The sequence below is a fragment of the Sphingopyxis selenitireducens genome (assembly GCF_051550705.1).
Classification (GTDB): domain Bacteria; phylum Pseudomonadota; class Alphaproteobacteria; order Sphingomonadales; family Sphingomonadaceae; genus Sphingopyxis.
In genome coordinates, this window is sequence record NZ_JBPULG010000007.1 from 93160 (window position 1) to 110015 (window position 16856).

A 16856-nucleotide genomic window follows, 5' to 3' on the forward strand; every position below is an offset into this window, starting at 1 on the left:
ACAAGCCTCTAAATCGCGTCCAGCCGCCAGTCCCAGCCGAGTGGGTCGCCGTCCATCACCTCGACCCCTGCCGCTATAAGTTCGTCGCGCAGCGCATCGGAGGCGGCGAAGTCCTTGGCGGCCCGCGCGTCCTTGCGACGGACGAGCGCGGCTTCGATATCATCCTCGCTGATCGTCGCGGCTTTAGGACGCAAGCGCAGGTCGGCGCGCGAGATGGAAAGCAACTCGAGCCCCAGCACCGCATCCATCGCGGCGAGCGCAGCGCGCTTTTGCCCGGCGTCGATCTTTTTCATTGCCGCCGCTTCTTCGATCAGCGTCAGCCCGACGGCCGTTCCCAGATCGTCCGACATGGCGGCGTCGAATCTCGTCAGCAGGTCGGTCAGGCGCCGGTCGGATATTTCGGCATCTTCGGCGTCGCGAACCGATGCCGCCGCCATCACCAGCCGCTTCAGCCGCGTGAGCGCCGCGCCCAGACCTTCCCAGGAAAACTCCAACTCGCTGCGATAATGCGCCTGCAGGCACATCAGGCGATAGGCGAGGGGATGATAACCCCGGTCGGCGAGCAGTTGGAGCCGCAGAAATTCGCCCGACGATTTCGACATTTTGCCGCCGCGATCGATCAGGAAATTATTGTGCATCCACAGGCGCGCCCCCGAATGTTCGGCGTGGTCGAGCCCGCCGCAACCGCGGAACGCCTGATTCTGCGCGATCTCGTTGGGGTGGTGGATTTCGCGATGGTCGATGCCACCGGTGTGGATGTCGAACGGCATGCCGAGTTCGGCTTCGCCCATGACCGAGCATTCGAGATGCCAGCCGGGTGCGCCGCGACCCCAAGGGGAATCCCACTCCATCTGGCGCGTCTCGCCCGCCGGGGTTTTGCGCCAGATTGCGAAATCGGCCGCGTGACGCTTGCCATCGACCTCCTCGATCCGGCCTTCGCCTTCGTCGGTGACGGCGCGCGCGAGCCGGCCATAATCGGCCACGGTGGAAACGTCGAAATAGAGGCCGCTCTCAAGCTCATAGCAATGCTTGTCGGCGATGCTTTTGGCGAATTCGATCATCCGGGCGACATAGTCGGTCGCGACCGTCCATTTGGCGGGATCGCGGACATTCAGCCATTGAAGGTCGCGCTTGAACTCGGCGGTGTAAAAGGCCGCAATATCCCACGCCGACTTGCCTTGCAGCGCGGCGGCCTTTTCCATCTTGTCGTCGCCGGCATCGGCGTCCGACGTCAGATGCCCGACGTCGGTGATATTGATGATGTGGCGCAGCTTATAGCCCTTGAAGGCCAGCGTGCGGCCCAGCGTGTCGGCAAAGACATAGGCGCGCATATTGCCGATGTGCTGGAAGTTATAGACCGTCGGCCCGCACGAATAGACGCGCGCCTCATCCGCATGGACGGGAACAAAATCCTCAAGACTGCGCGTCAGGCTGTTGAACAGCCGCAGCGGTGTTGCGGAAGCGGAGGCATGGGCGTCGGTCATAGCCTTGCCCATGCCTTGCCGTGCCCGCCTGCGTCAACCGAAACGCGGTTCACTCGGCGGGGGGCGTCCACAGATCGTCGTTGCCTGCGCCGGTCACAGGATCGTCGAGTAGCGGTTCGCCGGTCAGCGGGTCGATGTCGCGCATCGTGATCAGCGGCGTCGGCAGATTATTGCCTTCGGCTTCTTCGCCATCGGGCTCGGACGGATCGTCGACCACATCCTGGACCGGGAAGTTTGTTTCGGGATCAAGCGAGATGGTGGTGCAGGCCCCGCTGAACGCGATCAGACAGCCGTTGAGGGTCGACCGGCGATCGAAATTGTTCGCGGTGCCCGATGGTGCCGCGCCGGAAATGGTCAGGAAGGCCAGTGTGTCGAACCCCGTAACCTGTCCCGTTGAGCCCAGCTGGACGCCGTTGATCACGATCCCGGAGGTCGGCCCCGCCGTCACGACATCGAGGCCGCCCGCGCCAAAGGTCAGTCCGCGGCGTTCGGCAAAGGTGGTTCCGGCACCGCTGTTCTGGACATAGAAGCCCCGGCCCACATCCGCGCTGATGCCGCGTGCGAACAGCGCGCCTTCGTCGCTGGCTACGCCGTCATTCTCGGCCAGCCGCGTGTTGATCGCATCGGTGGTCGTGGCGGCACGGACGTCGGCGATCGCGGCCAGCGTGGCGACGATAATCTCGTCCGAGGCCATGTTGAGCTGTCCGCCCGGTGCGTTGTTGACGCCCGTGAGCCGGACCGTTCCCTGACCCACAATGACTTCCAGCGCGGTGTCGGCGAACAGGTTCAGCGAACTGGCGTCGGACAGATCGCTCAGTTGCACATTGCCGATCACGCGCGCCCTGCCCGGGGTCTCGATCGTCAGCGATCCATTGTTGCCAAGGTTCGACGACGAATTTCCGCCTGTCATCGTGAAACTGTCGATGATGACGTCGGCATCCACGGAAACGCCCGAGGAGGAGGGAGGCACGACGGGGCCGGAAATCCGGATGTCGCTGCCGAACAGCAGCGCCATTTCACCGGCATCGATGTGATAGCCACTCCGCGTGCCCGTACCGCCGATGAAGGTCTGGCGGCCGGCATTGCCGTTGGTCAGTTGCAGCGTTGTGGTCACCCCGGAGGTGCCGGCGCGGCCGTTGGTCCCGATGCTGATATCGGCCGAGGTCAACGCCATGGTGCGACCGGTCACCGCCCCTGTCAGGGTCAGCAGATTGCCGGCTTGGGCGGTCAGTCCCTGTGTCGCGGCGACGTTGCCCAGCGTCATATCGGTACGCGCCGACAGATCGACGCTGTTCGCGGTCAGTTGCGAGACGCCGACGGCACCATTGGTCGAGGTCAGCGCGGCGCGGCCCGCGACCGTTCCGCTCGTCACTGCGATGTCGCCACCGTTGGTGACGATGGCATCCCCGGTGGCGGCGTTGATCTGGCTGAAGACCAGATTTCCGCTGCCGCCGCCGATCTGGACGCTTTGGCCGTTCGCATTGACGGGGCCGGCCGACGTTAGGCTGTCGACCGAAATCGCGCCGCCGGCGCTGATAAGAGCCGTGGTGCCGCCGCTTGCGACGGTTCCGGCCGTCACGCCATTCGCGCCGTCGATCGCAATATTGCGTCCGGCGGTGATGGGGGCGGTGGCCGACACCGCGCCGGTCGAAGCGACAATGATGTCGTTGAACGCGTTCAGATTGCCCAACGTCGTGGCGCCGCCTTGTGTGCGGATGCTGCTATCGGCGTCGGTCGCACTTCCAACGGTAAAGCCGCTACCGGACAAATAGCTGAGGGTACGGGTGCTGACGCCTGCGCCTGTCGTGGTGACATTTTGCGCGGTGATCGCGCCGGAAGCGCGAATCTCTGCGTCGTCGCCTGCCGTAAAGTCCGACAGGTTCGCCGTGGTTCCGGCCAGGATCAGCACATCCTCACCCGCGGACCCGCCGTTGACCGTGGCCGCCTGACCGGCATTGACGCCGACCATGCGCCCGGCACTCGCGCCGGTGAGGAGGGCATTGCCCGCCGCATCGACGAACAAATTGCCTTCGGCCGCCACGCCATTGGGATCGACCCAGCCGCCATCGGCGGCCACCGATGTTGCGATCGTGATATTGCCCGCTGACCTCAGCAGGACATTGCCGCCCGACGCAATGATGTTGCCGGTAATTCCCTCCGCGCCGGGCGCGGTGCCCGATGCGGTCAGGAAAACGCTGCCGCCCGCGCCGATGCTGTTGAAGGCGATCGACTGACCATCGACCGCGACAAAGCCGCCCGCGGTCGAATTGCCCAGGTCGACTGCGCCCGGCGAACTGACGACGATGTCGCCGCCGGTGATGATCGAATTGAGCCCGGTGCGGAAGCTGCCGGCCGTGGCGCTGAAGTCGTTGCCCGCTTCGGCATGTTCGACGCTCGCGGCGCCCGTGCTGTTGATGACGATATTGGTGCCGTCCAGCCGATCGACGCTGATCGTGCCATTGGGGCCGGTGGCGGTGAGCGACAGGGTCGATGCGGAGCCGAACAGGCTTCCCGCCGCGCCGCTGATGCTGGTTCCCGCGCTGATCAAAAGCTCGTCGCCGGCGTCGATCGTTGGCGCGGTTCCGCTGCGCTGATCGTGGCGAATATCGATCTGGTCCCCGGCATTCATGGCAAGGCCGGTTCCGGATCTGACGGCGCCAGCGCCCTGCGCATACACGCCGATCGAGCCGTCGGTCGTCAGCGCCATATTGGCGGTGGTCGCGATCGTGCCGCCCGCGGCGGACAGGAAAATACCCGCCGTCGCAGTGCCGGTGTCGTTGTTGGTGGGGGGGGCGATGCCGGTCGCGGTCGCATTCAGACTGGCCATGCTGATGTTGCCACCGGCGCGCAGTTCGATGCGGCCCGCATTGTCGCCGCTGGCGTTGATATTGGTGTCGCCCAGGATGATTTGTCCGGTCGTGGCCTCGATCACCACGCGGCCGCCCGTCGTGGGCGTCGTGGTTCCAGCGCCGCCGGGCGTGCCTGCACCGCCGCCGCCGGTGCCTCCGGCGCCGGAATCGGCGCTGGCGTCGATATCGACGGCAGAGCCGTTCGAAGTGATCGTGCCGCCATTGGTTCGCAGCAGGATCGTCCCGCCTTGCCCTGTTCCGGCATTTCCTCCGGAGCCACCGGTTCCGCCCGCGCTTTCATTGCCGGCGCCGTCGCCGCCGTCGCCGCCTGTGCCGCCGCTGCTGAGCAGAACGGGAGCGCTGACGTTGGTGGACAGGAGCGTGACGGTCGCGCCATTGTCGGCACCGATTTCCAGCGTGCCGCCCTGGCCATTGCCGCCAAGGCCACCGGAGGGTGCGACCGCAAGGGTTGCAAAGGGAGAGAGGCCGCCCTGGCCGCCCGCGCCACCGATTGCATTGGCGATAAAGCTCACCTGTTCCATCGTGACATTGCCGTTGGCGCCATCGGCGCGCGCGCGCGCGGTACCGCCGACGGCATTGCCGCCATTGCCGCCGTTGCCGTCGCGGCCGTCGCCGCCGACGCCGCCCTGCGCCCCGGCATCGAGCGTAACGGGGAGCGCCCCGGCATCGAAATTATTGACGACCGCCTGCGCGGTGCCGCCGGTTGCATTGCCGCCGTTGCCGCCGACATTATGCGCCCCGCCGTCGCCGCCGACGCCGCGCGCGATACTCGCCGTAAGGTCGGTGATATTTGCTGCGGCCGCCAGGCTGACGGTTGCAGTGCCGCCCTGACCATTGCCGCCTTGTCCGCCCGTCCCAATGCCCGTTGCCGCGGTCATGCCAAAGAAATTGGCGTCGCCGCCATTGCCGCCGATGCCCGTCGCATCGGCGACCATATTGCTGGAGGAAACCGTTCCGCTGATCAGGTTGATCGTTGCGGCGCCGCCGGTGCCATTGCCGCCGTCGCCGGTCACACCCGGCGTACCGCCTGTGCTGGAGAAGGAGAGAAAGTCGCCGCCAGCGCCGCCTGAGCCGATCGCCGATGCGCCGATCGCGCTCGCATTGACCACTGCCGAACCGTCGATCGTGATCGTCGCGGTGCCGCCCTGACCGGCGCCACCCCGGCCGCCCGCGACGGGATTGAGCGGGTCGAAGTCATTACCGCTCACGCCAAAACCGCCGGTGCCGTTCGCCGATGCCGAGATATCGGCCGTCGTGATCGTCCCGCCCAGCAAGTTGATCGTTGCGATTCCCCCGATGCCGTCTCCCGACTGGCCTGCGGCGGCATCGCCCAAGCCGTTGGCGCTGACCGTCAGGTCGGTGATGGATATTTCGCCGCCGGTCTGCGTGAAGGTCGCCGTGCCGCCCCGGCCCGTGCTGCTTCCCGTCGCGCCGCCCTCGCCGTCGGCGGACAGCCGGATGGCACCGCCGGTCAGCGAGCCGCCCTGTATGTCGATCGTTATGATGCCACCCCGACCGTTTCCGGCAGGATCGGGGAATGTGCCGGGGGGAACTTCGGCAATGACGTGGGATTCGCCGTTGGCGAATGCCGTGAGTTCGCCGAGGCTGATGGCGCTGCTGTTCGACGCGTCCGCAACGGTGCGGACAAGAATCGATCCGCCGGTGCCGGTTATGATACCCGCCCCGGGAGCGGTGGCCCCGCCCGAAACGCCACCCGCCGACAGATTATTGTCCGCCGGAAGATTGATCGTCCCTGCATCGGCGATCAAGCTGATTGATCCGCCCGTGGCCGCGCTTCCGGCGGTGCTGACCCCTGTCACGGCACTGGCATCGAAGCTGTTCCCGGCGCTTCCTGTCCCGGAAATCTGTCCTCCGTCGGACGCAATCAGGTTGATATTTCCGCCCAGCGCCGCGCCGTTGGTGCCACTGACATTGACGACCGACGCGCTGGCATCGACCCGGAAATTGTCGGCACTGATCGTGCCGCCATCGGCGATGAAATCGACATTGCCGCCGGTTCCGCTGCCCGCGCTCTCAGCGATAGTCGGCGACGAACTTCCGCCTCTGGCCTGAACATTAATCGCGGATGCCGTGCTGATGGCCCCTCCGGATGTCGCGCTGACCGTAACAAGCCCTCCGGTGCCGCTGCCGAAACTCTCGCCGAGCAAACCCTCTGCGGTAACCGACAGGTCGATGTTGCCGTTGGCCGTGAGGGTCGATCCGTTGGCGGCGCTCAGTATGACATCGCCGCCGCGCGCATTCCCCGATTGTCCGGTCGTGCCGCTAAGGCTGAAGCCGACCCCGCCTTGCGCGTTGGCATTGAGCGCCAACTGATTTGCCTGCAAGGTGACGCCGCCCGCAACGGTCAGCGTAGCGGTTCCGCCCCGCGCGTCGCCGCCGGTGGCATTTTCGCTGTTGGTGGCATCGCCGCCCAATCCGCTGGCATCCATGGTGAGAAGACCCAGCGACGCTGTCGCGCTACTGTTCACATTGATGATCAGTTCGGCGCGTCCTCCGGTGCCGTCGCCGCCGTTTTGGGCGTCCATCGGGCCGCTGGATCCCCCGCCATTGCCTTGAGCGACAAGCGAGGTGTTCGGGAGTGCGAACGATGTGTTCGTCCCGCTGATTTCGATACGTGCCGTGCCGCCCGTCCCATTGCCCGACTGAAGGGGACCGAATCCTCCGCTGCCATTCGCGCTGAGCGACACATTGTTGGATGCGCTGAAGTTCGCGCCATTGGCGACGGTCAGCACGGCCGTGCCGCCCTGCGCATCGCCGCCGACCGGGACAGAGATATTATTGGGTCCAGATGCGGAAGCGTCGATGGTAACGACGTTTGTGCTCAATGTGGACCCGGCATTGCTGACCGAAATGCTGGCATTGCCGCCGCGTGCGTTTCCGGCCAGACCATTGGTTCCGATATCGGCTCCCGCGCTGGCGGATATCGATATGACCGGGGATATGACGCTGCCGCCGGTAATCGTCAGGCTGGCGTTCCCGCCCACACTGTCGCCGGTCGCGGTGGCGGGTTGGCTCAGCGATGTGATCTGCAAAAAATTGCCGGTCGACAGCGTTCCGCCGCTGACATTGACGGCAACATTGCCTGCCGTGCCAGCGACCCCGTCCGACCGGATCGTCAGATTGCCCGTCGCGCCGCCCTGCTGACCCGCGCCAATGTTGAGCGAAGCGCCGGCATCGCCGCTGAAAACCGCGTCGCCTTCGACGAAGATTTGTCCGGCTGACGACAGCGGTGACGGCGATGCCGGGATCTGTTGCAGCGCCTCCGCCGCAAAAGTTCCGGTGGCATTGGCCGATGTGCTGCTGCGGAACAGCGTGTCATTGACGATGATGTTGGCGGCCGTCCCGTTGACCGGGGCAAAATTCTGGTTGCCTTCGGTAATATTATAGCCCGCCGACAGGCGCACAGCGCCATCGGGATCGGTCTGCGCCGACAGGGCGTCGTCATAACCGATCGCGCCCGATATCAGCATCGTAATGGCGTCATTTTTGGGAATGGCGACCATATAGATGCGGTTTTGGTCGTTATCGCCCTGCTGATGAGCGGGGCCGGTCGTGGTGCCGGTGTGGGTGATGACATTGCCGCCCTCGGCGCCGACCGTGACATTGATGTCGAACAGCCCGCTGACATTGCCGATCCGGATGTCCGCCTGTTCGGCGGCGACATAGGCGGCCGACCCGTCGACCCGGACATTGCCGGCCTGAACGACGCGCGGTGCGACCAGCGCGACATAGCTGCTGCCCGGGTTGAAACCGGTGTTCGCGTTGATGGTGCCATTGACGGTTACGGCCGACGTGCCGGTTGCGCCGCGAAAGCGGATCGTGCGATCGGGGCCGAACAGCCCGCCGGTTGTGTCGATGTCGTTGGTGGTCAGCACAAGGCTGCCGACATTGATGACGCCGGTGCTGCCGATCAGCACGCCGCCTGCGTTATAGAACCATATATTGCCGGTTTGCCCGGCCGAAGGATTGGTGTCGAAGCTGTTGACGGTGCCGTTCAGCGCGATCTCCCGGCTCAGCGATCCGCCGCCGCTGTTCACGAAGCGGTTGAGAACGGTATAATCGCCCGAGCCCGAAAAATTCCAGTTTTCCCCGGCCGGCAGAAAGTCGATCGCGCCGCCGGTCGGCGCCGAATCATTGGGGATCCAGTTGATGATCGTCTCGGGCGCCGTGACATTCACCGTCGTCGTGTTGCCGCCCGGGTTGGGCTCGACCGTGACGCCGGGGGTCGGAACGTGGACCCCGTTGACCTGCGCCAGCGCGGGGCCGCCAAAGGCGAGGGCGATCAGTCCCGCCGCAATCGCACAGCTTTCGAGCAGGCGTCCTTTGCCGTTGCGGTTCGATGTGGAGGTTGCAGTGGCACGCATGACAGTCGTCCTCGATGCAGAATTCATGGATCAGCGTGCCCGCACGCCGAACTGGGTCGTAAAGGAAAGCAAGAGCCGCGGGTCGGGCCTTTCGGTCAGAAAGCCCGCGCGGTTGAGTGGAACCGCCAGCGTCAAATCGACCCGCCCCAGATCGCCATAGGCGGCACGGATGCCGCCGCCGGCCGAATAGAGCTTCTGCGGATCGAGGCCGTTGAATGCCTTGTCCTCGTTCCACACCCACGCCGCGTCGAAAAAGACGAAGGGCTGGAAGACGAAGCTTTTGGTGTTCGCAGGAACGAAGGAACCGTAACGCGCCTCCAGCGCCACCGCGGCGCCGCTGTCGCCGATCACCGTCCCGGCGTCGAAGCCGCGCCCGATGGTGAAATTGCCGCCCGAAAACTCCTCATAGGCGAGCAGCGGGTCGCTCGCCCACTGCGCGCGCGGCGCCACCGACAGGGTGAAGTCGGGAACGGGCCGCCATTCGGCCTGCGCATTGGCGCGGATCAGGAAAGCGTCGGGCTTGCCTTCGATACGGGTCAGCGGGACGACTCCGGGCCGGAAACAGGCCGCGCCGCCCGGGCCGCAATCGTCGCTGGCGCCGAGGAAGCTCAAACCCTGCCGCGCCTCGATCGACGTGGCGAGCGACCAGCGCGGTTCGGCGGGGCTATAGCCGCTGCGCCCGGCGATCGATGCAGGATCGATCCAGCCCGCGTCGGCGCGCAGGTTGATGACGCGCAGGCGGTCGCGGTTGAGGTCCAAACTGCCCAGCGCAATATCCTGGTCGATGATGTCGAGCCCGCCGCCGACGGTAAGGCGCTGCGCCTGCGCCAATATGAGCGGATAGGATGCGAACAGGCTGATGATCTGGGTATCCGATTTCAGCGGCAGTCCGGCGATGTCGGGGCGCGTCCAGGCATAGGTATAGCCCGCGCCCAGCCGCAGACCGTTGCCACCAACGCGGAATTCATGCGCGGCCTGAACGACCTGCTGTTCGTCGATGTCGGCGGTCGAAAAGACGCTGAGCGTCGTGAGATCGCCCATGCCGGTCAGCCCGGCGAAGCGCGCGCGGGCGACCCCGCCCCAGCGACCCACGTCACGGGTTCCGAAATTCTGGATGTTGGCGTCGAACATGACCGGGGTACGCGCGACCGTAACCTCGCCAACGACTTCGCCCGGCGCGTCGCCGGGGCGCAGGGTCAGCCGCGCATCCATCCCCGGAATATCGCGCGCGAGCAGCAGGTAACGTTCCGCGGCGTTGATGTTGAACACCGGCAGGTCGTCGAGGCGCGACAGATAGCGTTGAAGCAGCCCTTCGTTGCCACCCGCGTCGCCGCGGACTTCGATCCGCGTCATCCGTGCGGCGAGGATATCGAGGCGGACGATGCCGTCACCGATTGTCTGCGGCGGAACGCGGACGGCGGCCAGATAGCCTTTCGACCGCAAAATCGTCGCGGCGCGGTCGCGAATGTCGCACACGACCGAAATCGGGACATCCTGCCCGACGCGGTCCGACCAGCTCGGATCGAGCAGCGCAGGGTCGATGCCTTCGACGGCCGAGAACTGGACGCCGCGCAGGACGATGCGGACATTGGCGAATTCGGGGTTGGCAAGCGGGCAGGGGGCACGTTCGATGCTGTCGTCTGCGGCGACAATGCGTTCGCTCGGCGGTGCGGCGGGTGCCAGCGTCGGTTGCTGAATTTGCTCGCGCGTCGGGATTTGCGGTGTCGACTGTGCCTGCGCGGCGAATGGCATTGCGGCCGCGATCAGCCCCATCGATCGCCATGCGATCCTGCCCAAATCCCCCATGCCCGTCATCACCACCCCTTGTGTATCGAGGGCACGCGCCGCCACCGCTGCGTGCCGTTTCAGTCTGTTCTGCCGGTCGGCCGGCAGTCCAATTCGATCCAGGGAATGGAGGCGCCGTCTGCGCGGCAACTCTTCATCCCATTGTTATCAGACGGGCCCGGCGGCTTCAATGCCGCCCATACCCCATCAGCCCCCGGTCGCTTCGCTGTCGGCCATTGTATCGACCAAACGATTAAGCTGCGGTGTGCAGCCCTTGGCCATCAGCATGTCGACCGATCCCTCGACCGTTTCCGGGGCATTTGCGAGGGCGGCAAAGCGCACCGTGACCGGCGCGGCGAGGCCGGCGCCCGACAGGCGATAATCGACGCCATATTGGACCGGCATCACGTCGGTCGGCCATTTGCGGAAATTCGCGCCCTCGATGAAGGCGACCGTTGCGCTTTTGTCGGCGCGTTCGATCTTGAGCAGTTCGTCGCTGTCCATATGCGGGCGCCACAGCATCAGCGATGCGGGATCGGTCACGCAGAAAGTGCCGGCGTCGCGATAGTCGAGCAGCCACAGGTTCGGCGCGCGGACATCGGCCGCCGCCGTTTCGCCGGGACCGCGCGAAAATCCGCCGCGCGACCGCATTGTCGGTCCCTTGGCAAGCATACGGCTGACGGCCGTGCCCATCGACTGGCTCGATGCGATTGCCCCCGTCGCGCCATAGGTGCCGGGGCCGGACAGGGTGCGCGTCTTGCCCGCCTGCATCAGCACGATCTTGTCGCCGGCGACCAGCGTCAGCTTGTCGGTCGGCTTCAGTTTGGCGCCGGTCGGATATTTGCTCGCCGAGGGTCCGGTCGAACGAATGACCATCGATTGGGCGGCGGCGGTGCCGACGACGGCGACCGCCATGACGGCGGCAACGGCGGTCAGGCTCAGGCGGCGCGTCCGGGTGTCAGGAAAGGACATAGCTTTCTCCCATTTTGGTCTGGTTGAGGCGTTCTATCAGGAACATGATGGCTGCATCCTGACTAAATTCGCTGGTTAACGCTGTGGCGCCGGTCACATAGGCATTTTTATCGCCCGCCATGTGCGCGGCGACAAGTGCGGAGATGCGCGCGCGCTGTTCGGGGGACAGGTCGGCGCGCGGGGTCAGGGCGTCGACCGGCTGCGCACGGCCGCGCAGCGTGACACGGCCGATTGGCACCAGATCGTCGCGTTCGGAACGCGCCGCGGCTTCGGCCGAAATCAATACCCCGGTTTTCAAACTCTTGTTGGCCGCCTCAAGCCGCGAGGCGGTGTTCATCGCGTCGCCGAGCGCCGTATATTGGATGCGGCCTTCGCCGCCAAAATTGCCGACGATCGCATCGCCGACATGCAGTCCGACGCGCGTCATGCCCAGCGGCGGAACGCCTTCCGCCATATCGACGCGGAATTTCTCGCCCGCTTCGAACATCGCGAGCGCCGCCGATGCCGCGCGCTCGCCGTCGTCGGGTCGGCTGAGCGGGGCGCCCCAAAAGGCAACCACGGCGTCGCCGACGAATTTGTCGATGGTCCCGCCATGTTCCAGCACGATATCGGAGAGCCGGTCGAGATATTCATTGAGCAGGCGCGCGACGGTTTCCGGCGTCACCGCGTGGCTGAGCTTGGTAAAGCCCTCAAGGTCGGTGAAAACGCAGAAAATGTTGCGCCGTTCGCCGTGCAACGACAGTTGGTCCGGGTCGCGCATGATCTGCGCCGCGACGTCGGCGGGCAGATATTTGCCGAGCGCAGATTGCGCGAAGGCGCGCTGGTGCGACCCGATGGTGCGCGCCGCGGTGCCGACGGCGGCATAGCCGAAGAGCCAGCCGAGCGCCCAGCCAAATGCGGGCAACGTCGTCGTATCGACCCCGCGCCCGTGCAGCCAGAAGGGGAAGGCCGCGAAAAAGGCCATCTGGCCCAGAAAGGCGATCGCGACCCAGCGCGCGCGCAGGTCGATCAGGCTGGTGAGCCCTCCCGCGAGTACGACAAGGATGGCGAGGGCCCAGAGCACCGGGCCGGGCACAGGTTTCGACCAGGCGTTGTCGAGCTGCTGCGCCAGCATATGCGCGTGCACTTCCAGCCCGATCATTGTCTCATGCAATCCGGTCAGCGCATCGGGAAAACGGCTGAGCGGTGTGTTGAACTGATCGTTATCGATGATGTCGCCGCCGATCAGGACATAGCGGCCCTTGACCAGCTCCGAAAATCCCGCGCGCATGTCGGCATCCATCGGCATCGCGAACGTGTCGATCGGGATATTGGCGAAGACCGGCTCTTCCTGCCCCTTGGTGGCGCGGGCCGGAACAAGGAAACGGATATTGCCCTGATAATTGGCGAACGCGGGATCGACCGGCGCCAGCGCATTGGCCATCAGCGGCGGCAGCCCTTTCGGCCGGTCGGGCCAGGTCCGGATCACGCTGTCGGCATCGGTGCGGAACAGGACGCTGGTCGGCTTCGTCTTGCCGGTGGTGACGTCGGCCAGATAGGATTGCAGATATTTCTGCTGTTCATAAAAGATGGTGTTCGGATTGCTTTCCTGTTCGGCATAGGCGAGCCAGGTGGGCGTCGTCATTGCGCGCAGCTGCGCCTTCAGCAACGCGTCGTCGGGGCGCGGTGAATCAAAGGCAATATCGATGCCGATCGCCTTTGCCCCCATCTGGTCGAGATTGCCGAGCGCGCGTGCCAGCAGCGTGCGGTCCAGCGGCGACCTTATGCCCGTTTTGAACAGGGTTTCGTCATTATAGGTGACCATGACGATGCGCTTGTCCTGTCCGACATGCGGCGCCATCACCGTGGCGCGGGCATCGTACAGCGCGCGTTCGGCATCGCCGATCAGCGGAAGGTCCCAGCTCGACCGGGCGATCAGCGTTGCGACGATCAGAAAGACAAAAGTTGCGGCCATGCGCGATGGGCCGAGTTGTTTTGCCAGCCGGCGAATACGCTTGCCCAGCGGCACGGCGGCGGGTTGGCCGTCGGGCTGCGCGGTGCCGGGCGCGGGTTTGATCGTCTGGACTGCGGTCATGGATCAGCGGGCCGCGCGACCGGCTGTTTCTCCGGCGGACGGGGCCTTTGCGGTCACGCTGTTGCCGCTGAGCAGCGCCTGGCCGCCGTCGCCGATGATTGCAAAGCCCGCCCAATAATAGGGGTGTGAGGTTTGCGCGTCGTCCATCAGCGTCACCTGCGTCGCCCATAGCGCGTCGGCGACGCTTTCACCGGGCTTCGCGGCAAACAATCCGCCGATCAGCCGCTTGGTGGCGTTGAAATCGTCGGGGGCTGGCCAATGGCTGGCGATGACCGACCGTCCGCCCGCGCCGATGAAGCTGCGCACCAGCCCGTCGAGCGCATTGCCGCCGCCGCTGGACACGCCCGCTTCGCGGGTCGCCGCGACCGACGCCGCACCAGCGGTGTCGCAGGCCGAAAGGATAACGAGATCGGCGTCGATCTTGAGGTCGAAGATCTCCTGAAAGGTCAGAAGCCCGTCCGAATCGCCGTTGCCGAACGAGGTGATCAGGGCCGGACGCGCCGGGCAGGACGGGCGCGGTGCGGTGACCAGACCATGGGTGGCGAAATGGATGATACGATATTCATCGAGGTCGGTGCGATTCTTGACCGCCGTGTCGGTAAAGGCGCCGCCGGTCAGCAAAGTGGCGGCATCGCGGCCCATCGTTCCTGCTGCGGTGACGAGTTCATCGGCGGAAATCGGCCGGCTCCATTGCCCGATGTCCCATTGGCACGTGCCATCGACGCCGCCCGCTTCGCCGCCGCGGATGCCCAGCGAGGGCAATGTCCCGGTGACCGGAAGATTCTGGCCCAGACCCAGATATTGCTGTGTTCCGCGCGATGGCGCCGCCTGCCGCGCATTGCGAAAGCCGAGCGCCGACACGGCGGTGCTGGGCCGCGACGTCCGGCCCAGCCATGCGATCCGGCGCATGTCGAACGGATCGGCGTCGGGGTCGAGTACCCGCCGTTCATAGTCGGCGAGGCCGGTGTCGGCGGTGACGAGCAGGTTGATCGGAAGCCGCAGCATGGCGCCATCGGGTTCGAAGATCAGATGCGGGATGGTCGGCAGTTGCGCGGCCGCAGGGCCGAACAATTGACCGAAAAGCTTATATGCCCCGGCAGCGTCGAAGGGGTAGGTGACCCGGCGGCCGTTCTCGACCATCGATATGGTCGACCGGATGCCATCGACCGCGGTTTCGAGCGCGGTTGCGCTGATATCCGACTTCCAGAGCTGCGCCTTGTCGGGCGCGATCAGCATGGCATAAACCGCGTCGCCGACGACGAGCATTTTCAGATAGGCTTCATCGGCCCGCAAAGCCGTCTGGAGTTCGGCCAGATCGAGCTTGCCCGATGCAACGACCCGATATTGCGGAAAGGCTGATAGCGCGACGACGGTTTCAGCCTGCTGGAAAGACAGATTGTCGAGCTGGGTTTTGACATTGGCGCGCAACGCGTTGATTTCGGGCGACGCCGGAAGCTGTGCCAGCCGCGCATCCTCGATCCGCGCGCGTTCGATGTCGCGATTGAGGGTCGTCGCCTGACGGAACAGCCGTGACCCTTCGTCGCTGCCGCCCGACAGTTCGCGCGCCAGAATGGCCTGCGTATCGGCGACACCGGGGCGGACCTGCAACTGGCTGGCGACGAAAAAGTCGCTGACCGCACCCGGATCGCTGGCGGCGCGGCCCGCGAGCAGCCGGTAATAGGGGCCCATCATATTGGCCATGCCGGTTGTCGAACGCTGCGACTGCGCCAGCGCGGTCACGACTTCGCGGTAAATGCCCAGTGCCTTGTCGTCCTGCCCGTGCCGGGTCAGGAAGGCGGCATAGCGTGCGCGGGCCGAGGCGAGGGCGTTAGTTTCCGGATATTCGACCGCCAGCGCATTGACCGATTCCCGGAAGCGCGCGTCGGCGGCGCCATTGTCGCCCAGCGCCTCTTCGGTGAGCGCAAGTTCGCCCAGCATTTGCGAACGCAGGCGGATGATCGACGTCACCCGGCCTTCGCGCACTGCCACGGCGTCGGACAATCCCTTGAGCTGCGCCGCTTTCGCCGCGCGGGCATTGCCGCGCAGCCGCTCGACCGTGCCAAGCAGATGGCCTGCCTGTGCGTCGATGATCTGCGCGCGCTCGGCGGGCGACAGGCGTTCGCGGCCCGACCCCTGGCGAACCATGCCGCTGTCGTTGCCGCTGTTCACTGCGGCGGCGATTTCGGGGGTTAGTGTGACCGCGCCGCTATCGACCGAAATTCCGCCGCTCATCGCTGCGATCGGCGCCCGCAGCAGCGCCGCGGCTCCGTCATAATCGCGCTGGTTCAGCGCATCGATGGCCCGGAAATTGCGGCGCAGGCGCAATTGTACGGGGTCGTTGGTCGGCGCCGCTGCAACCTCGGCGAACAGGCGTGCGGCCTCGGCAAATTCGCCCAGATTCGATTTCTGCAACGCGCGGTTGAGCGTGAATTCGCTGGGGTCGAGGTCGGCGGCCGCCTGTTCGTCGAGTGTGCGGCGCGACAAGGCTTCGAAAAATTCGGCCGCCTCGGCATAGTCGCCGCTATGGTTCCGGCGATATCCCTCGGCCAGCGCCTTGTCGACGTCGATTGCCCCTGCGAGTGTGCGGGCAAAGCCATCGTTGCCGCCAATCGAGGTCGTTGCGACCTTGATGACGCCGGGGACGACCTTGCGCTGGCGTATCGATTCGAGCGCGAGGTTCAGCGCGTCGTCATAGGCGGCAAAGCCTTCGACGGTATAAGCGGTGTTCGCATCGGATTCGATCCGGGTCTTCCACGCGATAGGGCTGTCCTTGACCGTGCAGGCGCCGTCGGCGGTGCATTGGATCGCACCGGTGCGGGCTTGCTCGATCCGGGCCCGGGCTTCGGCGGGGCCGGTGCGCAGCATGCGGACATATCCGACCGGCTGGCTCGCATCGCGGCACAGGATCATCCAGGCACGGTCGAACATGCCCTTGACCACGCTGTCGCGCACTGTCGCCTGCACTTCGCACAGCGATCCGCCCTGATCGCCGATCGAAAAACTGTCCTGAAGCGTGGGGTCGCTGCCCTGCGCCAGCGCAACCTGGGGGGCTGTCAGGCACAGCGCCGCCAGAATCGGTAGTTGATACGGACGTCGAGCGGTCATTACGCAAATCCCCCAAACACACGCGCAGACACCCCGTGCCATTCGTATGGCAAGGCGCAGTCTTCATTTCTGCGGTGCGACCCATTCCCTGCGAAAGATACTAAACCCTTCTGAAAAAAAAGGGAAGTGATCTGCCTCACACGCGGCTTGCGCCCCGGGGGTGCGCAACCTATCTGCACTG

Annotated in this window: 6 protein-coding genes; all 6 read right to left on the minus strand. The window is 65.4% G+C overall.

Annotation, left to right across the window (positions count from 1 at the left end):
* Positions 1-8 precede the first annotated feature (8 nt).
* Entirely contained in the window at positions 9-1484 is a 1476-nt protein-coding gene (cysS, locus tag ACSYDV_RS21380) for a cysteine--tRNA ligase (RefSeq protein ID WP_438326097.1), read from the minus strand.
* 49 nt (positions 1485-1533) lie between these two features.
* Positions 1534-8739, minus strand: coding sequence for a hypothetical protein (locus ACSYDV_RS21385; protein WP_438326098.1), 7206 nt, complete (start codon positions 8737-8739; stop codon positions 1534-1536).
* Between the two features lie 30 nt (positions 8740-8769).
* Entirely contained in the window at positions 8770-10554 is a 1785-nt protein-coding gene (locus ACSYDV_RS21390) for a ShlB/FhaC/HecB family hemolysin secretion/activation protein (RefSeq protein ID WP_438326099.1), read from the minus strand.
* Between the two features lie 177 nt (positions 10555-10731).
* Positions 10732-11496, minus strand: a complete 765-nt coding sequence (locus ACSYDV_RS21395; protein ID WP_438326100.1) for a hypothetical protein — start codon at positions 11494-11496, stop codon at positions 10732-10734.
* Complete coding sequence (locus tag ACSYDV_RS21400; RefSeq protein ID WP_438326101.1) at positions 11483-13570, minus strand: CHASE2 domain-containing protein; 2088 nt, start codon at positions 13568-13570, stop codon at positions 11483-11485. Before ACSYDV_RS21400 ends, ACSYDV_RS21395 begins: the two co-directional genes overlap by 14 nt.
* Before the next feature lie 3 nt (positions 13571-13573).
* Positions 13574-16675 carry a CHAT domain-containing protein gene (locus ACSYDV_RS21405; RefSeq protein WP_438326102.1) on the minus strand — a complete coding sequence of 1034 codons (3102 nt, stop codon included), beginning with the start codon at positions 16673-16675 and terminating at the stop codon, positions 13574-13576.
* Positions 16676-16856: the final 181 nt, after the last annotated feature.

What these genes read in the sequence shown, in the direction of transcription:
- cysS (WP_438326097.1), bottom strand. Translation starts at nt 1,484, where the DNA reads ATGACCGACGCCCATGCCTCCGCTTCCGCAACACCGCTGCGGCTGTTC.
- ACSYDV_RS21385 (WP_438326098.1), bottom strand. Translation starts at nt 8,739, where the DNA reads ATGCGTGCCACTGCAACCTCCACATCGAACCGCAACGGCAAAGGACGC.
- ACSYDV_RS21390 (WP_438326099.1), bottom strand. Translation starts at nt 10,554, where the DNA reads ATGACGGGCATGGGGGATTTGGGCAGGATCGCATGGCGATCGATGGGG.
- ACSYDV_RS21395 (WP_438326100.1), bottom strand. Translation starts at nt 11,496, where the DNA reads ATGTCCTTTCCTGACACCCGGACGCGCCGCCTGAGCCTGACCGCCGTT.
- ACSYDV_RS21400 (WP_438326101.1), bottom strand. Translation starts at nt 13,570, where the DNA reads ATGACCGCAGTCCAGACGATCAAACCCGCGCCCGGCACCGCGCAGCCC.
- ACSYDV_RS21405 (WP_438326102.1), bottom strand. Translation starts at nt 16,675, where the DNA reads ATGACCGCTCGACGTCCGTATCAACTACCGATTCTGGCGGCGCTGTGC.